The organism is Paenibacillus sp. FSL R5-0928 (assembly GCF_037970385.1).
In the GTDB taxonomy this organism is placed as follows: Bacteria; Bacillota; Bacilli; order Paenibacillales; family Paenibacillaceae; genus Paenibacillus_AQ; species Paenibacillus_AQ odorifer.
Window position 1 is genome coordinate 2,613,740 of sequence record NZ_CP150225.1, and the last position, 21,069, is coordinate 2,634,808.

The 21,069-nt window shown below is 45.0% G+C and carries 19 protein-coding genes; 16 read left to right on the plus strand and 3 right to left on the minus strand.

The genetic code is table 11. The features are described 5' to 3' along the window. Positions 1-21: 21 nt before the first annotated feature. The 12 genes from MKZ16_RS11590 to MKZ16_RS11645 all read left to right on the plus strand — a co-directional run bounded on the left by MKZ16_RS11590 (position 22) and on the right by MKZ16_RS11645 (position 15,153). Positions 22-906 (plus strand): carbohydrate ABC transporter permease, encoded by an 885-nt coding sequence (locus tag MKZ16_RS11590; protein ID WP_094902792.1) that lies wholly within the window; start codon positions 22-24, stop codon positions 904-906. 64 nt (positions 907-970) lie between these two features. After that, on the plus strand, positions 971-2,002 hold the full coding sequence (locus MKZ16_RS11595; protein WP_036689355.1) for a response regulator: 1,032 nt from the start codon (positions 971-973) through the stop codon (positions 2,000-2,002). Next, positions 2,002-3,798: a sensor histidine kinase gene (locus MKZ16_RS11600; RefSeq protein ID WP_076104619.1), complete on the plus strand. Its 1,797-nt coding sequence runs from the start codon at positions 2,002-2,004 to the stop codon at positions 3,796-3,798. Before MKZ16_RS11595 ends, MKZ16_RS11600 begins: the two co-directional genes overlap by 1 nt. A 47-nt stretch (positions 3,799-3,845) precedes the next feature. After that, positions 3,846-4,607: a glucose 1-dehydrogenase gene (locus tag MKZ16_RS11605; RefSeq protein ID WP_036689358.1), complete on the plus strand. Its 762-nt coding sequence runs from the start codon at positions 3,846-3,848 to the stop codon at positions 4,605-4,607. Beyond that, complete coding sequence (locus tag MKZ16_RS11610) at positions 4,604-6,682, plus strand: heparinase II/III family protein (protein WP_052096944.1); 2,079 nt, start codon at positions 4,604-4,606, stop codon at positions 6,680-6,682. The genes MKZ16_RS11605 and MKZ16_RS11610 overlap by 4 nt, the downstream gene beginning before the upstream one ends. A 2-nt stretch (positions 6,683-6,684) precedes the next feature. After that, on the plus strand, positions 6,685-8,979 hold the full coding sequence (locus MKZ16_RS11615; protein WP_038569870.1) for a DUF4962 domain-containing protein: 2,295 nt from the start codon (positions 6,685-6,687) through the stop codon (positions 8,977-8,979). Between the two features lie 57 nt (positions 8,980-9,036). Further along, on the plus strand, positions 9,037-10,593 hold the full coding sequence (locus MKZ16_RS11620) for an extracellular solute-binding protein (protein ID WP_076104620.1): 1,557 nt from the start codon (positions 9,037-9,039) through the stop codon (positions 10,591-10,593). 162 nt (positions 10,594-10,755) lie between these two features. Beyond that, positions 10,756-11,154: a hypothetical protein gene (locus tag MKZ16_RS11625; protein ID WP_036689366.1), complete on the plus strand. Its 399-nt coding sequence runs from the start codon at positions 10,756-10,758 to the stop codon at positions 11,152-11,154. Positions 11,155-11,297: 143 nt separating this feature from the next. Continuing rightward, a complete protein-coding gene (locus MKZ16_RS11630; RefSeq protein WP_038569878.1) occupies positions 11,298-12,470 on the plus strand; it encodes a serine hydrolase domain-containing protein in 1,173 nt (390 codons plus the stop codon). Between the two features lie 139 nt (positions 12,471-12,609). Then, a complete protein-coding gene (locus MKZ16_RS11635) occupies positions 12,610-13,341 on the plus strand; it encodes an ABC-2 family transporter protein (RefSeq protein WP_256717035.1) in 732 nt (243 codons plus the stop codon). Then, a complete protein-coding gene (locus MKZ16_RS11640) occupies positions 13,338-14,120 on the plus strand; it encodes an ABC-2 family transporter protein (protein WP_038569881.1) in 783 nt (260 codons plus the stop codon). Before MKZ16_RS11635 ends, MKZ16_RS11640 begins: the two co-directional genes overlap by 4 nt. A gap of 34 nt (positions 14,121-14,154) precedes the next feature. After that, positions 14,155-15,153 (plus strand): ATP-binding cassette domain-containing protein, encoded by a 999-nt coding sequence (locus MKZ16_RS11645; RefSeq protein ID WP_244886461.1) that lies wholly within the window; start codon positions 14,155-14,157, stop codon positions 15,151-15,153. Here MKZ16_RS11645 and MKZ16_RS11650 read toward each other — a convergent pair. After that, the gene (locus tag MKZ16_RS11650) at positions 15,144-15,713 is read right to left on the minus strand and encodes a TetR/AcrR family transcriptional regulator (RefSeq protein WP_036689376.1); all 570 of its coding nucleotides are present in this window, start codon (positions 15,711-15,713) and stop codon (positions 15,144-15,146) included. The genes MKZ16_RS11645 and MKZ16_RS11650 overlap by 10 nt on opposite strands. 163 nt (positions 15,714-15,876) lie before the next feature. On the opposite strand from MKZ16_RS11650, the gene MKZ16_RS11655 reads away from it, so the two are divergent. Genes MKZ16_RS11655 through MKZ16_RS11665 form a run of 3 tightly spaced genes read left to right on the plus strand, consistent with a single transcriptional unit; the run spans position 15,877 to position 18,090 of the window. Further along, complete coding sequence (locus MKZ16_RS11655) at positions 15,877-16,815, plus strand: 2-dehydropantoate 2-reductase N-terminal domain-containing protein (RefSeq protein ID WP_076100852.1); 939 nt, start codon at positions 15,877-15,879, stop codon at positions 16,813-16,815. 27 nt (positions 16,816-16,842) lie between these two features. Then, the gene (locus MKZ16_RS11660) at positions 16,843-17,484 is read left to right on the plus strand and encodes a histidine phosphatase family protein (protein WP_076104621.1); all 642 of its coding nucleotides are present in this window, start codon (positions 16,843-16,845) and stop codon (positions 17,482-17,484) included. Between the two features lie 15 nt (positions 17,485-17,499). Then, positions 17,500-18,090 carry a class I SAM-dependent methyltransferase gene (locus MKZ16_RS11665; protein ID WP_076104622.1) on the plus strand — a complete coding sequence of 197 codons (591 nt, stop codon included), beginning with the start codon at positions 17,500-17,502 and terminating at the stop codon, positions 18,088-18,090. A gap of 70 nt (positions 18,091-18,160) precedes the next feature. Here the strand turns inward: MKZ16_RS11665 and MKZ16_RS11670 are convergent, their stop codons facing one another. Further along, positions 18,161-18,256, minus strand: coding sequence for a sporulation protein YjcZ (locus MKZ16_RS11670; protein WP_197069771.1), 96 nt, complete (start codon positions 18,254-18,256; stop codon positions 18,161-18,163). A gap of 112 nt (positions 18,257-18,368) precedes the next feature. Continuing rightward, on the minus strand, positions 18,369-19,769 hold the full coding sequence (locus tag MKZ16_RS11675; RefSeq protein WP_076104623.1) for an RsmB/NOP family class I SAM-dependent RNA methyltransferase: 1,401 nt from the start codon (positions 19,767-19,769) through the stop codon (positions 18,369-18,371). A 157-nt stretch (positions 19,770-19,926) separates the two neighbouring features. On the opposite strand from MKZ16_RS11675, the gene MKZ16_RS11680 reads away from it, so the two are divergent. Further along, positions 19,927-21,063 carry a glycosyltransferase family 4 protein gene (locus MKZ16_RS11680; protein WP_036689393.1) on the plus strand — a complete coding sequence of 379 codons (1,137 nt, stop codon included), beginning with the start codon at positions 19,927-19,929 and terminating at the stop codon, positions 21,061-21,063. Positions 21,064-21,069: the final 6 nt, after the last annotated feature.

Here is a 21,069-nt window from a genome sequence, read left to right on the forward strand (position 1 = left end):
TCGCTCTTTATGGAGGTAGGGATGATGAGAGTACGCTATACTCGCGGCCAGAATCTATTTAATGTGTTCAATCTTTTGTTTCTGACCGCTCTCGCTTTGGCTATGTTTCTGCCGTTTCTGAATGTGATTGCCCAGTCCTTTAGCAGCTCTGAAGCAATTATTAATGGCAGGGTAGGTTTGCTGCCAAAGGAATTTACCGCGATCAATTATCAGTACGTTTTCAGCGATCATTCCATTTGGCGGGCGTTCGGTGTCTCCGTCTATATTACGGTACTGGGCACCGCAATTAATCTGATTGCGACAGCGTCTCTCGCTTATCCGGTGTCGCGGCCGGAATTCCTAGGACGTAAATACATCGTCATGATGGTATTGTTCACTATGGTATTCAGCGCCCCTCTTATTCCAAATTTTATCCTGATAAAAAATTTGGGGCTTATGAACTCCTTATGGGCACTTATGATTCCGGGCGCCATCAGCGCTTTTAACTTTTTCGTGATGAGAAGCTTCTTCATGCAGCTGCCTCAGGAGCTGATAGATTCCTCTAGAATCGATGGGTGTGGCGAGCTGCGGATCATAGTCAATATGGTACTGCCGTTGTCCAAACCGGTAATGGCCTCATTGGGGATTTTCTACGCCGTCGGGCACTGGAATACGTACATGAGCGCTCTGTATTATATCAACAAGCCGTCTTTATGGCCTCTGCAGGTGATGTTGAAGAAGCTCTTCGAGACGGACGATATCAGCATTGATCCGGCTTCCTCAGTGTATAGCTCTTTGGCCCACACCTCACCTGAGGGCATTAAAATGGCTGTTATCATTGTCGCTACTATTCCGATTATCATGATTTACCCGTTTCTTCAACGCCATTTCGTTAAAGGAATGATGGTCGGATCCGTCAAATCCTGATCTATCATAGTGTGGTAGAATAGGAACGCGTTAAGCGAGACGAATCGGAAGGTGGTATCCATGGATGAGATGTGTATTAATCGTAGACGACGAGCCCATGATTCGAAAGGGACTTTCTATCATGATCCAGCAATGCGGCGAGCATCCGTATAACATTAAGCTGGCCCAGAATGGCGAAGAGGCAATTCAGCTCATTATGGAGGAGCAGCCGGATTTTCTTTTTACAGATATCCGTATGCCCAAGGTAGACGGACTGGAGCTGTGCCGGCGGCTGTCGGAGATGGAGACGGATATTCAGACTGTTGTCATCTCGGGTTATGGGGATTTTGAATACGCCCGCCAATGCTTGTCCTATGGAGTGAAAGAATATCTCCTGAAACCCGTGAGCAAAGGGAACCTTCAAAATGTGATCGGCAAACTGGAAGCGCATAGAGAGAAGTTAGAGAGTTTTGTCTCTGTCGCTAAGCTCGATGAATGGGTCGTGCGTATGGATGATGCCATCTGGACCTTGGATAAAGAAAGGCTGTACCTTGTACTGAAGGAATGGGAAACTGACTTCCTCCAGCGCAAGATGAGCCGAATTCAGCAAAAAGAGCTTCTGGAAGAGGGCTACGCTTTGCTCGTGAAGAAGCTGCTTGTCAATTCAGTTACACCCGGTAAAAGCGTGTTAGACTTGTCCGCAGCAGCTGGACCTGAGCAGTTATTCCGCTGTTTCGCAGAAGCGTCAGCAGCAATATTGGAAGAGCTTCGTAGAAAGCGCAAGGGTAAAGCGAAGGATCCGATAGAGGAAGCTAAAGCATTTATAGAAAAGCATCTCGCTCAGGAAGTATCGCTGGAAGAAGTGGCGGAAGTGCTTGGACTAAATGCCTCTTATTTCAGCCAGATGTTTAAGCACTCAACGGGAGAGACCTTTGTACATTACCGCATAAAACGCAGGATGGAGAAGGCCAAAAGATTGCTTGCCGATGCAAGCTATCGGATCACCGATATTTCCTATGAGGTCGGGTATGCAGACCATCCTCATTTTACGAAAACGTTCAAAAAGTTCACCGGGCTGGCTCCTTCCGAGTATCGCAACCAGCTGGGGATCGATTGATGAGAAAGAGTCTGTCGAACAAGCTGTTCGCCTCCTTTCTCACCGTCATTCTTCTATCCTTGTCCATGGTTGGATTTATCTCCTATTTTCAGGCTTCGGCTGAGCTGGATAAGTCTTCAGAGAAGTCCATTGCCCAAGTTATCAGAAGTGCGTCTTATCAAACGGATCTGTATTTGCAAAATTATGAAAAGGCTAGCGATTCCATCCTGTCCTACAATCAAGTCAAGGAGTTCCTGGATATGGACCCAGAGGATAGCTTCTCCTACTATCAATATACGAATGACATTCAGAAGTATTTGTTTCGTTCTTTGTTTATTCTGTATCCTCAGATTAATCTGATGTACATCATCGGTGAACACGGCAAGGCCATTAGCGATGATAACTCCTATCAGGCGCATAGCCTGCAGTTTCATCCTCAGGAACGCTACCGTTTCTTAAGCGAACATACGCCGGAGAGCGGCCGCATCACCATTCTCAACACGAATGTGATGAATGAAGGGGATAAGAACATTATTACGATGGTCCGACGAATCAGAGGGGTCTCTTCCTATCGTCCTAAAGGTATAGTGGCCATTGAATTTAAGGCAGAGGATCTGGCCCGCATATGGGAACCTCTTGATCTGGGACAGGGCGGGTCCTACTTTATCATGGACGAATTCGGCAAACTCCTCTATCGGGCGGAAGGGAATAATAACCACCCTGGGTTATCTGCTGAGCACATTCAGAACGTATTTCAACACCCAAATGACTCTGTGGTGGAAAAAGTAGACGGGAAAGAGTATTTGTTCGTGTCGAGAAAATCCGAATATTCCAAATGGCAGCTTGTAGTATCCATACCCGTTGGTGAGCTGCGCAAGCCTATTTCTACCATTCGTACGACCACGCTGGTGGTGGGAGTTCTCACGCTTGTAGGCACACTGCTCCTTGCAACCTGGTTCGGACGATCCATCACGAAGCCCATCCTGATTCTTAAGGAGGGCATGAGGGAAACGGAAAAAGGCAAGTGGCGCAGGCTTGAGATGAACGGCCGTCAGGATGAGCTGGGGGGATTGATGCGCAGCTACAATCTCATGGTGACCCGGCTTTCCGAAATGATTGAGCGGGTATACGAAGCGGAGCTTACCACCCAGAAGGAGGCTCTGGAGCGTCATCAAGCTGAATTCCAGGCACTCCAGCTGCAGATTAATCCGCACTATCTATATAACACATTAGAGACTATCAAATGTTACGCGGTCGTTCAGGATTCGGATGAAATCACAGAAATAGTGGAGGCCATGGCATTCATGCTTCGCTACTCCATCCAAACTAATCTGGAGGAAATTACGATTGCCAATGAGCTTAATCATGTACTGAGCTACATGACGATTCTCAAGCACCGGATCGGCAGAGAGTTCGAAATTGACGTAGTGATTCCGCCGACGCTGCTACTGGCTAAGATGGTCAGGCTGACACTTCAGCCCTTGATCGAAAATATTTTTCAGCATGCGTTTCCCGAGGGAATTGAAGACAAGCACTATATTCGAATCGACGCCAGAATAGAGGGAGACCGTTTTCTAGTTCTTGTAGAGGATAACGGCGCAGGGATGTCCCGCGAACGGCTTGATAAGCTTCGTGAGAAGCTGAATCTGAATCAGCTGGCGGATACGGAAGGAGATTCCCTCTATCATAGAGGTGGAATCGGGCTCATGAACGTGCACCGGAGAATTCAAATGGTGTTCGGTGAACAATACGGGTTAAGTGTCGAAAGCGTGGAGAATGAGGGAACCCGGCTGATCTTATCTATGCCTGCGGAGTGAGAAGATAGATGTTTTCAGAAAAAACTACTACTAGGAGGAAATATGCAATGAAAATTGATTTGACTGGTAAAATTGCGCTTGTTACAGGGTCCAATGCAGGGATAGGCCGACAAATCTTGGAGACTTTGGCTGCTTCCGGCGCCAAAGTGGCGGTAAACTATTTGTTTGGTTCTGCGGAGGAGACGGTTGACGCGATCCGTCAGGCCGGAGGAGAAGCTTATGCTTTTCAGGCAGACGCAACAAGTCCTGCCCAATTGGACAATATGGTAAAGGAAATAGAGGAGCATTTCGGCGGAACCATCGATATTCTCGTCAACAATGCAGGCGGTATGATCAATAGGGTTCCAAATACTGAAATGAACGAAGAGCATTACAACAAGGTGATGGACGTCAATTTTAAATCATGCGTGTTTGCCTGCAAAGCCGTAGCAGCAGGAATGATTGCCAAGAAAAGCGGTAAAATCATCAATGTATCTTCCCTTGCGGCCCATGACGGCGGCGGACCGGGGGCTTCCATTTATGCAGCGGGTAAAGCTGCGGTATGGTCTTATACCAAGGGACTTGCCAAAGAGCTGAGTCCTCATGGAATTAATGTAAACGCTATCTCTCCCGGATTTATCGGTCAGACCGCTTTCCATGCTACCTTTACTGCGGATGCGGCAAGACAGGCAACGATTGCAAAGATTCCGCTGGGCCGGGAAGGTGCTCCACAGGATGTGAGCAATGTGGCACTCTTCCTCGCTTCAGAGCTGTCGGATTATCTGACAGGCGAAATTATTGAAATTAACGGAGGCTTGTTCATGCGATGATGAACCTTAAGGAGAAAGCAGATACTTTTTCCTGGGTTGGTCTTGAGGTGGATAAATTGAAAATGGAGCTGGATCCCTTCCGGAGAGAAGAGATTCTGCTCCCGTCAGAACCTGGTGGCTGGTGGCACCAATATGTATGTCCCCAGCATCATACTGAGCTAATCTTCGATGTTATGGAGCAAGATGCGTTTGTTTTTTCTTGCCCGAAGGGCTGCAAGCTGGAAGGTGAACCCTACCGGGGAGCATGGCTGGTATACCGGCATCAGGCGATGACGCGATACGCCCTGCAAGCTGCCGCGGTATTCGCCGCAGACGGAGAAGAATTCTATAGCAGCTTAGCCCGGAAGATTCTTGTCGGTTATGCAGAGCAGTTCCCCTTGTATCCGGTTCATCCCGATGCCCAACCCTGGATGCTTAGTGGCCGTGCCTTTCATCAGGCGCTGACAGAGGCTATCTGGTCCACCACGCTTATTCGGGCCTATCTGCTTCTTGTGGACTATGGAGTAACGTTCACTGAGGAAGAAGAGTTGAGGCTTCAAACATTCTTCACGATGCTGGAGGAGAGCATGGAGCAATACCGCCACATCCTCATTTACGAGAAGAAGAATGCAGAGAACAATTATACCGCATGGCTGAACGCTAGCCTGGCTTGTGTATATGCCGCCAAAGGCACCAGAGAAAAGCTTGCTTCTTTGCTGGAGGGAGAAGGCGGATTCTATCATCATCTGTCCATTGGCGTGAAGCCAGATGGCTTTGAATTTGAAGGCAGCACGTACTACCACATTTTTGTATTGCGGGCTTATCTCATAGCAGCCGAGATGTCCGGGCGCTTTGGGGTTGACCTCTATGCTGCCAAAGGAGATCAGGGACAATCCATCCGTGGCATGTTTCAGTTACTGGTAGAGCTTAGCGGCGATAACGGGGAGCTTCCAGCCGTGCATGATGGTCCTTATGCGCGCGTTCCTTTCGCCCGAGAAATTGCTGAAGTATTCGAAATAGGTATTGCGGTTTACAAAGACCCGAGTCTCCAGCCAATACTGGCGAATGCTTATAGGTATCTATATGGACAGGAATTAAGGACTGGTCTGGAGGCAGTGCTGTATGGAGCAGGTGAGAGTAAGGAACTTCAGACCAGTTACAGGGTGAGAGACTCTGTTCTACTGCCGGATTCCGGATTCGCCGTGCTCCGCCACCCGGGCAATCCGTTGTCCGTTCTGGCGGATTTCGGAGAGCATGGCGGATCACATGGGCATTTTGATAAGCTTCATATCACGATTATGCACCGATGGGGGGAGGTTGCTCCCGAGCTGGGCATGGTTCCTTATGGATCTGTTTTGCGGAAGGAATGGTATTCCGAAACCGCGAGCCATAACACGGTTACCATCGGAGGGCGCTCCCAAGCTCAACATACCGGAAGGTGCTGTCAATTCCGTCAGGAAGGCAATGCTACGTACTTATGGATTCGCTCAGACGGCGCCTATGAAGGAGCTGTTCTAGACCGGCATCTTGTATTGGCCGGCGGTTGGCTGCTGGATTGGTTTCATGTTGAGCAGGTGACGGAGCGGGATCAGGAAGTGGACTTATGGTTTCATCCGACGGGACATTTGCTGTTACCGTTCGACCTTCACCGTGTCCAGACGGACTCTCCGGCAGTCCTTGGTCTGGAAGCAGGTTATGGCTCAGTTGAAGTACTGTCCGCAATGAAAAATGAGACGGATTGTCCGTTAAATACGGAGTGGAATATCCGTTATGATGGAGTGAGCACCGGCCGGGAGTATGAAGTATCCACGAGTACTCTACTGGCGCCCGGCTCCACTATGTATGAAATCCGCACACCGGGTAATGCCGAAGACCCGAGTAGATTGCTACGAGGTATTATGCTTCGGCACAAAGGACCGTCGGTTAATTTTATTACGGTTTATCGGGACGGTCACGAACCTGCTGTACTGAAGCTAGTGAGTCAGGTGGGCGAACCGCCCCGAATCCAAATAGCAACAACTGGGCAAGTAGTGGTCTATTGCCTTGACCCTAAAGCGGGACTGATTCAGGAAAAGTCCCGGAATACGGAGGAGTAGAGATGTTAGAACCTTTATTTCAACCTACCAGCGGCGTACTCGACCTGTCATATGGGCCAGATGAACATACAGATGTTGGAGAGAATCCTCCGCGGTTTACTTGGATGCCTGCATGTCTAGAAGAGAGTATGTATGAGCTGCAGATCTCCTCAAACACTGGATTTGAGCCGGAAGGTACGTTGACCTACAGTAGAATTCCCTATAATTTGTTTACCCCGGATAAGCCGTTGGCGCCCGGCTCGTATTATTGGCGATACAGTCTTATCGGGGAAAATGATATCCGTTCCGAGTGGAGTAAAGTAAGAGCTTTTGTGGTGGAGGATGAACTGCCGCTAACACCACTGCCTTCCCGTACAGAACGATATTCAACTGCTTCCGCCCACCATCCGCGGCTATGGCTTCAAGCGGAGCAACTTCCGTCTTACCGGGAAGTTGTCCGCCAAGACCCCATTTCCACTGGCTGGGATGACTTCCTGAAGCATTCCGTTTTACCCTGGACAAAGCGCGAGCTTATTCCCGAGCCTGCACCGTATCCAGATAATAAGCGTGTCGCCACACTATGGCGGCAGATGTATATGGACTGCCAGGAAGTTTTCTATGCTGTCCGGCATCTTGCTATAGCTGGAGTTGTGTTGGAGGACGAGGCGCTTATCGCCAAAGCTAAAGAGTGGCTGCTTCATGCGGCAAGCTGGAACACGGATGGTACCACCAGCCGGGATTACAATGATGAATGCTCCTTTCGCATAGCCGGAGCGTTGGCATGGGGCTATGATTGGCTTCACGGCTCTCTGGTGGAAGAAGAACGCCTTAAGGTAAGGCAGGCGCTACTGCGAAGAACCGGGCAGATCGCATTCCATGTCATCGAACGTTCCCGCATCCATCAAGTTCCTTATGACAGCCATGCGATCCGCTCTTTATCCTCTGTACTCGTACCGTGTTGTATTTCCATGTTGGGTGAGGAGGAGAAGGCGCAGGAATGGCTTGATTATACGCTGGAATACTTCTCCGCCATGTATACTCCATGGGGTGGCAAAGATGGCGGGTGGGCCGAAGGTCCGATGTATTGGACCACTCAGATGGCATTCGTTACGGAGGCGCTCAATCTAATTCGCAAATACATGGCAATCAATTTCTATGACCGTCCTTTCTTTCGCAAAACCGGTGACTTTCCGCTCTATTGCTTCAGTCCGGATACCGTGAGGGCCAGCTTCGGCGATCAATCGTCACTGGGAGATCCGGTCAATCTCAAAACGGGCTTCAATATCCGCCAATTTGCCGGTTTAACCGGGAATGGCCAGTACCAATGGTATTTTGAGCAAACTAAGGAACTGAACCCTGACACCCAGATGATCTTCTATAACTACGGCTGGTGGGATTTCCGGTTCGATGAAATGGTTTATCGCACGGATTATCCGCAGATTTCTTCAGAGCCACCGGTGGCTGCAGAACCTCTGAAGTGGTTTCAGGATGTGGGATGGGTCGCCATGCATCATCGGATGGAGGATCCGCAGGAACATATCATGCTGTTGACCAAGAGCAGCCGTTACGGCTCTGTGAGCCATAGCCATGGGGATCAAAACGCCTTCCTGCTGCATGCCTTCGGCGAGCCTTTGGCTATTGAAAGCGGCTATTACGTTGCATTCAACAGTACGATGCATATGCAGTGGCGCAGGCAGACCCGCTCCAAGAACGCAATTCTTATTGACGGCATAGGCCAATATGCTGGCACGGACAAGTCGAAGAACATGGCAGCCTACGGCAAGGTGTTGAAGGCGTATAGTACGCACGGAATCAACTACACGCAAATGGATGCCACCGAAGCCTACCGCGAGAATGTACCCTATATCAAGCGGTATGTGCGGGAAATATTTTTCTTTGATAGCGCTTACTTTGTTATCGCAGACAGTGTCGAGCTGGAACGTCCGGGAAAATTGGATTGGCTGTTTCATACACTGTATCCCATGAAGTTGAAGGAACAATCTTTTAAAGTAAATGGTAAAAAAGCTCAGATGGAGGGCAGATTTGTCTATAGTTCCTCGGGAGAAATGACACTTAGCCAAAGCAATCAATTTACAGATGTAGATCCGAAAGAATGGGAAGGGCTGCCCGAGCATTGGCATTTGACTGCCTCTACCCAAGAGGCTGTAAGCCATCGGATCGTCACTCTTCTGATTCCCCAAAAAGCAGGAAGCCGGGATTACGTATCGTACTTTATGGACGATCAGGACCATGGGGTTCATGTCTACTTTACGAATCAGGGAATTACCCACCGGGTTGAGATCCCAAAAGCTTATTAGACTTAAGATATCTTCATTTTACGTATACACCCCATTGTACAAGGAGAGGGTTATATTATGAAAAAATGGATTGGCATCTGTCTGGCTACCGTAATGGGTGCTACCGTTATTGCAGGTTGCTCGAACAAGGACAAAGAAGAGACTGCCGGAGGTTCGTCAAATACGCCGCAGAAAACTGAATTCTCGATCTCGATGCGGACGCTGGCTTTTAACTATGTTGAGAAATCACCCGACTTGAATAAGGACAAATGGGTGAAAAAGCTGGAGGAGATGACAAACACAGACTTGGATATTGTGTTGGTTCCTCATAAAGAGTTCGAACAGAAAATGGTGCAGATGTTCGCCACTAATGATATTCCGGATGTCGTTCAAGGCTCGGGCGGCGTAAATGGCAAGGAAATGGCTGGTTCCGTTGAAGCTGGTGTGTTCATGCCCTTGGATGATCTGCTGCAGCAAAACGGCCAGAACCTTTTGAAAGTAATCCCGAAGGAAGCTTGGGAGAACGTCACCTATCAGGGAAAAATTTATGCAATACCGGAGTTTCTGTCCAATCCCTCCCGACGGGCGACTTGGATTCGCAAGGACCTGCTGGATCAGACCGGCTTGCAGGTTCCAAAAACGGTCGATGAGTACTTGACTGTGTTGCGTGCCTTCAAAAAGCTGGGGATAGAGAACCCGTACATGGGTCGTCAAGACTTCAAATATGCGGATGCTTTCTTTGGCGCTTATGATGTTTTTCCGTATCTGACTATGTTCGAGGAAGTAAACGGCCAGGTTCAGCCGAAGTTTATGGATAGCGAAAATATGATGAAGGCGTTACAGACCTACAACACCATGTATACAGAGGGTTTGATCAACAAGGAATTTGCCACCATTAACCCGACCAACTACAAAAATGCGATTCTCTCAGGCAAAGCGGGCATGTGGACGATGAATGCCAACGAGCTTCTGCAGTGGGAGCAACAATTGAAGGCTACGACGCCATCCGCCAAGCTGGAGATTATTCCTTCGCCAGTGGGAACTGATGGAAAAGGAGGCTCCTACTTGTACGGCTCCGCTACGCGCACCTACTTTATCAAGGAAGGTACGAAAAATGCTGCGGATATCGTGAAATTTTTTGACTGGATGTTGAGCGAAGAGGCTGAGACCTTCTTTACCTTTGGGATCAAGGACGAAACCTATAAGGAAGAGAACGGCAAAATCGTATACACTTCTCCTGCGGATTCCGCTGCTATAGATGAGGAGCGCTACCGCCAGTCTTTCCTCTGGATGGTGCAGGATACTACTTATAATAAGGGTGTCCTTAACATGACAGAAGAAGGCAGAAGCTTGATCAATGTATATGATACTATTCTGGCTAATGAAGGCCGTGACGGAATTCAGTTCGACCCGCGGCTAGATGCCTTGGTGAAGAATCCAGACATTGCACCTAACTCGGACACGGCTCCTCCGGTACTGCTGACGCACATGGTAAAGATGGTATATGGCAAGGAACCTATCAGCGACTGGCCGAAGGTTGTGGAGGAGTGGCTTTCTAAGGGCGGTAACGATGTCATCAAGGAAGCTACGGAAAAATATAACAACAAAGCAGGCGTCACCATGCCACGCAGATAAACTTATCCTCCAGGGGAGTTGGAATTCAATTTAAGGGCTGCCGAGAGGTAGCCTTTTTAGTTAGGACCAGTTTACTTTAATGCAATATCCAAAGTATGGATTATATGGTAAGTTAAATAGAGACATTCTAATGAACTATCTAAAAAGAAACGGAGTGATTTCATGAAGATGCGGAATTCAAAATTTTTATATTATCTTGTCTGGATCATAGTGGGGGCGCTCTTATTACATTATGGCAACTCGCTAATTAGCCATTACACTGAAGAGGCACAAAAGAACTATCAATTAGAAAATACTGTGTGGATCACGGCTATTGTCCCGTTTGTCTATGGGATCTATCTGGCGTTGTTAGAAGGATTACCTAAAGCTTTTATTGTTAATTGGCCGCTGTTGTTTATTGTGTTTCTTCCAAGTTTTCTTCTGCTTATGTATCCGATTTTAGTAATGTATTTTAACATTTCGAACATAGAGATTTACAAATTTGCAAGCATACATGATGGGGTAGTATTTGGTCTGGTTAGTGGAATGGCACTAGTTAAATCTCTAACGACAAACCGTTAACGAGATTACAGCATTGCTGTTACAGAATTATTGGAGCAGTATAAAATAGTTATATGCAAAATCACCCTTTCAATTATTTGGGTTTTATTGCAAGATATTTATGCATCATGTATTTTATTGAATAATAAGGGGGAGTGCGAATAATGTTATCATCCACAGAGCTTAGCAAGCTGAACGAAGTGAATTACAGGGAGGACCGATTAGAGGCACTTAATCATTTTTATGAGGATCTCTGTAATAAGAAAGTAGCCGATGGCTATATTTATTCTCTTAGTCGTTATGGAAAAATATTTGCTAATGGAGCGGGGGGACGCTTCAGTTACGAAGAAGATAGCGACCAAGAATTGAAAACGGATACAATTTTTCGAATCGCTTCTATTACCAAGCTGTTTACGGCAACAGCGATCTGGCAGCTTGCAGATGATGGAAAAATTTTTATGGGACAACCAGTTAGTTCTATTCTTCCAGAGTTTGATGCCGACCCTTTTAAGCCGATTACAATTGCTCATTTACTGACTCATACCTCCGGCATCGCACCTGATCATGGAACTATAAGTGATACTTACTATAAAAGTGCATGGTGGTATATTTATGAATCAGAGCTTGGAAAAGAAAACTGGATTAAAGCTGGACTTTCCTATGGCATTCGTTTTCCGGTAGGGACTCAATGGATGTATTCCTCGTTTGGATACGTGGTTCTTGGTGCAATTATTGAGAAAATAACAGGTGTTTTTGCAGAAGATTACATAATGGACCACATTGTAAAACCGTTAGGCATGACAGATACTTTCTTTGATATACCGCCTGAGAAAGCTGGTAGGATCGCTATTCGTTCGGAAGAAGCCAAGGAATATCTTCAGAAGCTGCAAAACGGGGAAATTACGGATGAAGAACAAAGGTCTGAGGAAGAAATCAAGACTCCCGGAACTGGTGGGGGACTGTATTCAACCGTTAATGATCTACAAAAGTTCGGAATCATGCTGCTTAACCATGGGGAATACGAAGGGGGTCATGTCTTAAGTCGGATGGCTGTTCAGAGAATGACCAAGCGGTTCAATTCTGAAAAAATTCCAAACTACGCATGGGGAGATGGAGGAGCGGATAGACCATACGGTCTTGGGCCAGACCTTCGATATAATGAAAGTACATCTTATTCTGAAGGCACTTTTTTTCACGAAGGATGGGGGTCTTGTTCTTTGGTCGTTGATCCGGTAGAAAAGCTGATTGCCGTTTGGTATATCCCTTTTCATAAAAATATATGGGACGGTAGAGGGATTTTCGGTACAAACAATGTGATCTGGTCCGGACTCGAATAAGAAAAAGACTTTTTTTATGTGATATCTATAGATAGGCAGGATGTGACTTATGTTTGAGATGATAAAGCACCGCTTTCGCATTATGAGGGCGGTTGCTTTTGTTACTTATAAGGAATGGAGTGCGTACAGGACGCATTCGATGGTTTCTATTTTTGTAGGCCCAGTGTACTTTTTAGTGCAGTATTATATATGGAGCGCTGTTTATAGCGGGGAATCTTACATCAACGGGATGTCACTCTCCCAAATGCTTTCCTATTTTTGTGCTACGATGTTGATCAACTATCTGACTATGGATTTTGCCGATTGGAATTTACAAATGCTTATTCGTACCGGGAAATTCATTACGTTTTCGTTAAGACCGCTAAATCATATGTTCTTTGCTTTATCTCAGAAGGCAGGGCATAGGGTACTTGGGCTTTTGTTTGAATTTTTACCTTGCTTTATGATCTTTTTCTTTATTTTTCATATTGATGTCTTACCCGCAAATTTACTATACGCGATTCTTTCAATAGCTATGGCGTTTATGATGAATTTTTTCATTCATTATAGTATTGGAATGGTCGCCTTTTGGATGGTGCAATCCTCTAGTATTCGTAATTTTTTTAATCTCTGCGAAGGGATATTTTCAGGATCGCTGATTCCATTAGTATTTTTCCCAAAATCCTTACAAATGGCATCCTTTTTCTTACCCTTTCAATATACGGCCTTTCTTCCAGCAATGGTCTATACAGGTAGCTATACTTTAGCTGATATAAGCTTACCTATTCCTCAAGTGTTATTGCTGCAGCTCATAGCCGTAATTATTGCCGGAGTTGTCTGCCGGGTGCTGTATGCGGTGTCGCTTAAGCATTTTACGGGGGTGGGCGCATGAAACGTATGTATCAAATATATAAAACCTGCATGAAGGCGAATATTGCTTCTGCTATCACTTATCGTGTTAACTTTATTTTTAATAGTCTTATCATGCTCATAGGGAATGTGCTGTTTCCTCTAGTAACGGTATTTATTTATAATTCGAATGCTTCATTTGCAGGATGGACCTTTAAAGAGGCGCTGTTAATTCAATCCGTTTTTATTCTGTCTACGGCTTGTGCCGGGATTTTTTTTAACGGAATTATGTGGAATACGATGTCTCATGTTGTAGAAGGGACTTTGGAAGTGGTATTAATTAAACCGACCTCGAGCCTTTTTCTGCTGTTGGCCAGATCTTTTGAGTTCGAAAGTATCGGGCTTTTAGGTGGAGGAGTAATCATGTTCGTATACGCACTTAGCGGAATCGATGGGATGACCATAGGCTCTTGGTTATTGTTCCTGTTGTTGTTTGGTGCAGGGCTGCTTGTTATGTTCGGTGTGGCGCTTATTGTGGCAGCGATTTCCTTCAAATGGGTGGCGAATTCCCGCTTGCCGGAGATGTTTGAGAGCATTAAGTCTTTTGGACGTTATCCAGGGACGATTTTTCCTAAGGCAGTCGTAGCTGTGAGTTCTTTTCTGTTTCCGGTCTCCATGATTGCCTACTTTCCAGCATCTACACTGATTGGCCGATGGGAACCCTATTTTTTTATAGCGATTATTCCTTGTGTATTATTTGCTGCCTTCGGAATTTGGCTCTATACATATATGCTTCGCAGTTACAAAAGCGCCGGAGGATAAAAGATTAGTTAAGATCTAAGAAGGAGAATTTCACTTGGACATTATTACCGTCAAGAACTTAACCAAGCAATATGAAACCTATCACCGTGGACAAGATGCAAAAAGTGTATTTAAAAGTCTGTTTCACCGTGAAAAATCGATAATTACCTCTGTAGAAGATCTTTCGTTTAGTGTTGGAAAAGGAGAAATCATTGGCATTCTGGGTCCAAACGGTGCAGGGAAATCTACGACTATTAAAATGCTGACAGGCGTTCTCTATCCTACCTCGGGCGAAATAAATGTTCTAGGGTACAACCCTCATAAGCAGAAAAATCAATATGTAAAACAAATCGGGGTATTGTTCGGACAGAAATCGCAGTTAATATGGGACATTCCCCCTTTGGATAGCTTTTATATGAACAAGGAAATCTATGATATTCCTACGAACGACTTTCGTACAAGACTAGACCAATTTGTAAACATGTTTGAGATTGGCGATATTATTACTAAGCCCACGCGCACCCTTTCCCTGGGAGAACGAATGAAATGCGAGTTTATTATGGCGATGCTTCATTCACCACCTGTGGTTTTTTTAGATGAGCCAACGATCGGGCTGGATGTAATAGCTAAACAAAGAATCAGAGAATTCATTAAGCAAATGAATCAGGAAGGCACCACATTTATTCTGACAACACATGACTTGGAAGATGTAGAGCGTTTGGTTCAAAGAGTACTTATAATTCATCAAGGGAAAAAAGTATATGACGACAAGTTCTCTGAACTTCGACTGCATCTGGGTGCCCAAAAAGTAGTTAGGCTTTCAGCCGCCACAACTATTGGAAATATTGATCTGCCTGGCACTCAGATATCGGAAAGAATATCGGATTACGAAGTGGAGCTGCTGATCGATACCGAGCAATGTAAAATGGGCGAGTTTCTGCATATTCTTAGCGAAAAGGTAGAGATCCTTGATATATCCATTAAGGAGATTCCCATTGAAAAAATTATCAGCTCCATTTATGAGATGGATATGGGAGAACATATTCAAGCTTGAGAACGGATCATCTGCAGATTTAGATCGAGCATGGACCATAACTTTTCAGTGATTTCTTTTGCAGAGCAAGGATTACTATGGGTAAACCACCATTCAATCACTCCGACAGTCGCCGAACTTAAAAATTGCACAGATATATCTTTACTCAGCTCATCGAGATTAAAATTGTTTTCTAAAAATTGTACCTTAATCTGCTCATTTATCATTTCTTGTAATTGGTTTCTAAAGGAGAGCAGAGCTTTGTTTCTTAATAAAGTCTTATAAAAAAGAGCATTCTCCTCCAATTGTTCCAGCGTGCGGAGCAATGACGCCTTCGAGGGATTGGGTTCGGTTTCATCCTCCACTGCGGAGCAGCTTTCGATTAGTTGCTGGAGCTGAGCCTCCAGGCATTTATCCATCAGATCGTATTTGTCCGCATAATGGGAATAAATCGTTCCGCGGTTTACATCAGCACGCTCTGCGATTTCGTTGATCGTTATTTTTTCAAAATCTTTTTCAGCCATCAGTTGAATTAATGCATTCATGATGGCTGTTTGGTTTTTTTTAATTCTTCTATCCATGATAAGACTCCCTTTTTATTAAACAATGTATTGTATTTTGTTGAAAAATCAACAAAACCGGTCAAACTAACGATTGAACCCTACCGGAGATGTGATAATCTGATTTTATCGAACAGTTGATCAAAATTCAACAAATGTCTAAAAAGGGATAGAGGAGCTAAATATGAGAGTTTTAGTTTTTGGAGCGGGAGTATTAGGCAGCTATCTTGCGCATGTTCTAGTGCGTGGGGGAAATGATGTCACCATGCTTGCCAGAGGGAAGCGAGCAGAGCAATTGACGAAAGACGGGCTTGTGCTTCGCCATTATTTTCAAATTAAAAACACTGTGGATACAGTAAAGGTCATCTCTACGCTTCGATCCGATGATCTCTATGATCTTATTTTTGTTGTTATGAAATATAATGATTTTCCATCTGTGTTACCTATTCTAGCTGAGAATCAGAGTCTGAATATAATTCTTGTGGGGAACAATGGCGATGCTCTTGGCATGCAAAAGGATCTCCAGGAAATGAGCAATGTGAGGAAAAATATACTCTTCGGATTTCAACTTAGTGCAGGAATTCGGGAAACGAGCGGTCGTGTTATTAAAATACACGCAGGAGGGCAAATGGTACTTGGCAGTTTAGACGGTGAGATTCCAATAAAACACTTACTGGAAAAAGCGTTTGAGAACGCTAAGTATAAGCTAACTTATCATGAGGATATGGATGCTTGGCTCAAAAGTCATATCGTGCCAATAGTGGCTTTGAACTCCCTTAGTTATCTGCATGACGGGGATTTGAAAAAGGTATCTAAAGATAAGAAGCTATTAAAACAAGCCATTTCAGTAATGGACGAGGGGTTTCAAATCATGGAGCAATTAAGCTATACTGTTACTCCAGCAGGTCAAGTTAACTTTGTTCGAAAGCACAAGCAGGCTGTATATTATGGTCTGGCAATAATTCATAAATTACCGTTTATGAAATTAGTGGACGGTTCTTTCAGCGAAATAGCGGCTTTGTTTAATTCATTTGATATTTTGAAGCAACAAGCAAACATTGCAACGCCCAATTGGGATCAACTTAAAAAACAAGCGTTTTCGAAGTTTAATGCAAATGTATAACAATCTTGTTCAGGAGGTATACAATCGATGGCTATATATTTTATAAGGCATGGAATAGATGATGAAGGCTTTCGTGGAGGTTGGAGTCAACGTGGACTTGTAGTAGAGGGATATAGACAAGCCGAACGTCTTGGATATTATCTTAATGAAAATCAATCTAGCTTTAACATAACCCGTATTCTTTGTAGTGATTTGCAACGTGCGTTAGATACAGCAAATGAGATCGCCAGAGAGCTTGATTTGCCTGTTGAAAGCAGCCAGTATTGGAGAGAAACGAACAATGGTGTAATCGCTGGAATGCCCCATGAAATCGTAAATGAACGATACCCGGGTCTTTATTTCTCGGCTTTAAGAATGGATGAGAGATTTCCAGGAGGAGAAAGTCCTCAGGAATTTTTTACGCGAATAAGTTCAAGTTTCTCAAAACTATGTAATGAACTGGAGAGTACTGATCCAAATGAAAATGTAATTGTGGTCACTCATGGTGGCGTAATTAATGTTATATACCATATTTTAAAAGGGCTAACGTGGACGAATAAGAATGCTCATTTCCCGACTTCATATACTAGTATTCATAAAATAGAGTATCAAGTAGATAAGTGGGCAGTTACAGCAGAAAATCTTACGGAACATATATCAAGTGATCAGGCTGCTGGTATGGCCAATTGATTGGGAGGTACAAATATGGGTTTATTGAATGCGCTGATTGAGCAAGCCAAGAATCCTAGAGGGTTCGTAGGAAATATCATGATCAAAATCATGAATCAGGCACATACCAGCATCACAACATGGGGACTTAGAAAAATAGAAATTAAGAGCGGCGATCCTATCCTGGACATAGGCTGTGGTGGCGGTCAAACTATACATACGTTAGCAAAACAAAATAAACAACATGAAATTTACGGCATAGATTACTCAGAACAAGCTGTAGAGACATCTATTCAAAAAAACAATAAGGCTGTAATCGCTGGTAAGGTGAAAATTAGTCAGGGAGATGTGTCAGCGTTACCGTTCAACGATAGATTTTTTGGGACGATCACAGCGATTCAGACACATTATTTCTGGCCGGACCTCGAACACGATATAAGTGAAGCATTTAGGGTGCTGATGGCAGGCGGTACATTTGTTATTATTTCTGAGATCTATAAAATCAATTATCATATGAAGCAATTCACTAAGAACGAAGAGATGGAGCAGTTATTTCGGAAATCGGGCTTTCAGACGGTAAATATTCACGAGAATAACAAATGGAGATGTTATGTTGGAAAGAAATAAAGCGGCCGCACCGCCCCAAAAAGGACGACACAGCCGCTTCGTTTCACCAGCTATTTAAGCCGGGAAGGTATTAAACAAACAACGAACGGGAAATGATGACCAGCAAGATGAAAAGTACCAAAATCGCTCCGGTCGAAGTGAAGGCTCCTCCATGAAATTCACCCATGATTTATTCCTCCTCAACTTATGTCTTCTTCTCAATTGCTGTGACTGATGTCGCAGCTTTCTGAGATAATGACATCATATGCCGAAGAGGGCCTGTTGTACTGGTCTATGGCCTATTGCTCGTCAATATGGGCTTTTAGGATACGTAATCCTTTAGGAAGATGATTTTTAAGCTGCCCTAAACTCGCTTTGCCCCAACTAATCGGCAAACCATCTAAAGTTACAAGTGTCCATCCATGTAATTCGCTGGGGACAGGCAGGCTTTCACCACGTAGCCAAGCATGTATTTCCGGGCCATCACTGCTGAGATCAAAGCTTCGTGAAGCTTGTATGGGCTGTAGTGCCATAGCTAATGCATGAGCAGGTTCAATCCGATTTTTCTTCAAATGGGCGATATGTAGTCCAGCTCGTGGAATACGCAGTCCGTCCAGCAGCCCGGTATGGAGACTGCCATTAAAGGATTCTGGCAGCAAATAAAGGGATTCGCCGAAGAGCAGTGGCACACCTTGGCATGAAAGACCAGGCAGTTCTACCGCAGCCCAGTCTTGAAAAAGCTGGTAGGCATCGCGTACAGAAGAATTAGTTTTTGGGTTGTTTTTACTTCGGCGTTTTTTGGCGTTGCGGTTGGCATCATCATTCACGGATGCAGTGTCAATTTGCTTACGCAGGAGTGCTACAAAGTGACCTTCGCCCTTTTCTAAATGCGGCCAAAGGCGTTTGCAGGTGAGTAGTTCCATATCGGGGTAACTAGCCGTCAATCGAGCAATGGTTTCTTCATTCTCTTGACGGTTAAAGGTGCAGGTAGAGTAGGCTAAAGTACCCCCTGGTTTAAGCATAATGTAGGCGTCTTGCAGGATATCCCATTGTCTCGCTGCGCACATAACTACATGAGCAGGAGACCACTCTTGAATGGCTTTTGGATCTTTTCGGAACATGCCTTCTCCAGAACAAGGAGCATCCAGCATAATTCGGTCAAAAGCTTGCGGGAAACGCGCAGATAGCTGTTCTGGTGTTGCACAGGTTACGAGGGTATTCTTAATGCCCAGACGTTCAACGTTCTCTGCTAGAATTTTTGCGCGTTCCGGATGAATCTCATTAGAGATTAAGAGGCCTTGTCCCTGCATTAAACCAGCGATATGCGTAGTTTTACCTCCAGGGGCTGCTGCAAGATCGAGGACGGTTTCACCGGGTTTAGGTGCCAGCAGTTCAGCTGCGGACATTGCGGAAGGCTCCTGAATATAATATAGTCCAGCGGCATGGTAAGGATGCCTGCCTGGTCGAGCGGGCTCATCATAATAAAACCCGCCCTGGCACCATGGGATAGGTTTCAAATTAAATTGTGAGACTGTACGGTCCACCGCAACTTGGCCTATGGCTGAGGTGCTTTTTAGCGGATTAAAGCGCAGTCCTTGAGTTCGTGGTGCTGAATAACTTTCTAGAAAAGCATCTGCCTCTTGCCCCAGCATTTCTTTAATAGATGCGGTGTAAGAGGCAGGCAGCTGTTCTTCCTTCATAGCTCATTCTCCTTTTTCTTAGTTGCTGTTTCATGTTTATACCGATAAAATCAAGGTATGGGGAACGTAATCGTACCTGAAATTCTACATATATTCAACTATATCATAATTGCCAAGTCTTACAGTACACAGGGCAATTGTAAAGGGGATGTACCATATGAATTTGCTGCAAGCGCTCTTCTTCCCGCCGGAGCAACCCGGTGGTGTATCATCTATGATCCCTTATCTTCAGGAAAGATTCCGTTCAAGCCGTTGGGAGATGGATTTGTTTTGGCTGCCTAAGCGGATTCGCAATAAGGGGCATGAGGAAGTAATATTCGAGACGTTTGATTGGACGCAGTATGGAGAAAGTCCGATCGTTCAGAAATATATTCAGACCTATCGTGATTATTTATGGTGGACTAAACTGCGGATGAGTAAGCCCTATGATCTTATTCATTCTCATCATCCGATTGCGGGCTTAGCAATGAAAAAAGTGTTCCCTGATACTCCGTTAATTCATACCCTGCATTCCAGTTACGAGCGGGAATTGATTCTAAATGGAGCGATTTCCGAGGATGGCTTGGAGCATCGTTTTCTAGTCTCACTTTATCGTGAGCTTGAGCATGTTAGTGATCGATTAATGACGGTGTCGCGATCTTTTGCAGATTATGTGGCCCCTTATATTATTGATCCTTCTAATATAGGTGTTATTCCGAATGGTTTTGATGAAAAAAGATTTAAGCCTGTTCCGCATGATAATGCTATTCCGCAGCTAGTGACCGTGACACGTCTGGTTCCGGCTAAAGGAATAGATATATTACTCAAAGCTTGCGCGGAGCTTAAAAATCGCGGCCATGAGTATGTACTGCATATTATTGGCGATGGTCCTTCACGTGCGGATCTGGAAAAGATGGCCCAACATTTAGGGATCTATAATGAAACGATTTTTTACGGATATACGCTGCACCCTGAAGAATTCATGCCATTCTTTGATATTTTCGTATTGCCCTCTCGGGCGGAGGCGTTCGGTTCAGTGTTTGCGGAAGCGGCACTTAGCTGCCTGGCTTTAGTGGGGACAAATGTGGGCGGAATACCGGAGCAGATTGAAGATGGTGTGAATGGTTTATTGGTCAGTCCTGACGATGAGATTGCTCTTGCTGACGCATTAGAGAAGGTGATATCTGATCCGGCTTATCGTTATGAGCTTTCACGTTCTGCATGGGATAAAGCCAAAAGCCTATATTCGTTGACACGAGTTGCTAATGAACTAAAAAAAACCTATTTACAGTATCCCTCAGGAACGAAAGGGTGAGCAGCT

What these genes read in the sequence shown, in the direction of transcription:
- MKZ16_RS11590 (WP_094902792.1), top strand. Translation starts at nt 22, where the DNA reads ATGATGAGAGTACGCTATACTCGCGGCCAGAATCTATTTAATGTGTTC.
- MKZ16_RS11595 (WP_036689355.1), top strand. Translation starts at nt 971, where the DNA reads ATGAGATGTGTATTAATCGTAGACGACGAGCCCATGATTCGAAAGGGA.
- MKZ16_RS11600 (WP_076104619.1), top strand. Translation starts at nt 2,002, where the DNA reads ATGAGAAAGAGTCTGTCGAACAAGCTGTTCGCCTCCTTTCTCACCGTC.
- MKZ16_RS11605 (WP_036689358.1), top strand. Translation starts at nt 3,846, where the DNA reads ATGAAAATTGATTTGACTGGTAAAATTGCGCTTGTTACAGGGTCCAAT.
- MKZ16_RS11610 (WP_052096944.1), top strand. Translation starts at nt 4,604, where the DNA reads ATGATGAACCTTAAGGAGAAAGCAGATACTTTTTCCTGGGTTGGTCTT.
- MKZ16_RS11615 (WP_038569870.1), top strand. Translation starts at nt 6,685, where the DNA reads ATGTTAGAACCTTTATTTCAACCTACCAGCGGCGTACTCGACCTGTCA.
- MKZ16_RS11620 (WP_076104620.1), top strand. Translation starts at nt 9,037, where the DNA reads ATGAAAAAATGGATTGGCATCTGTCTGGCTACCGTAATGGGTGCTACC.
- MKZ16_RS11625 (WP_036689366.1), top strand. Translation starts at nt 10,756, where the DNA reads ATGAAGATGCGGAATTCAAAATTTTTATATTATCTTGTCTGGATCATA.
- MKZ16_RS11630 (WP_038569878.1), top strand. Translation starts at nt 11,298, where the DNA reads ATGTTATCATCCACAGAGCTTAGCAAGCTGAACGAAGTGAATTACAGG.
- MKZ16_RS11635 (WP_256717035.1), top strand. Translation starts at nt 12,610, where the DNA reads ATGGTTTCTATTTTTGTAGGCCCAGTGTACTTTTTAGTGCAGTATTAT.
- MKZ16_RS11640 (WP_038569881.1), top strand. Translation starts at nt 13,338, where the DNA reads ATGAAACGTATGTATCAAATATATAAAACCTGCATGAAGGCGAATATT.
- MKZ16_RS11650 (WP_036689376.1), bottom strand. Translation starts at nt 15,713, where the DNA reads ATGGATAGAAGAATTAAAAAAAACCAAACAGCCATCATGAATGCATTA.
- MKZ16_RS11655 (WP_076100852.1), top strand. Translation starts at nt 15,877, where the DNA reads ATGAGAGTTTTAGTTTTTGGAGCGGGAGTATTAGGCAGCTATCTTGCG.
- MKZ16_RS11660 (WP_076104621.1), top strand. Translation starts at nt 16,843, where the DNA reads ATGGCTATATATTTTATAAGGCATGGAATAGATGATGAAGGCTTTCGT.
- MKZ16_RS11665 (WP_076104622.1), top strand. Translation starts at nt 17,500, where the DNA reads ATGGGTTTATTGAATGCGCTGATTGAGCAAGCCAAGAATCCTAGAGGG.
- MKZ16_RS11670 (WP_197069771.1), bottom strand. Translation starts at nt 18,256, where the DNA reads ATGGGTGAATTTCATGGAGGAGCCTTCACTTCGACCGGAGCGATTTTG.
- MKZ16_RS11675 (WP_076104623.1), bottom strand. Translation starts at nt 19,769, where the DNA reads ATGAAGGAAGAACAGCTGCCTGCCTCTTACACCGCATCTATTAAAGAA.
- MKZ16_RS11680 (WP_036689393.1), top strand. Translation starts at nt 19,927, where the DNA reads ATGAATTTGCTGCAAGCGCTCTTCTTCCCGCCGGAGCAACCCGGTGGT.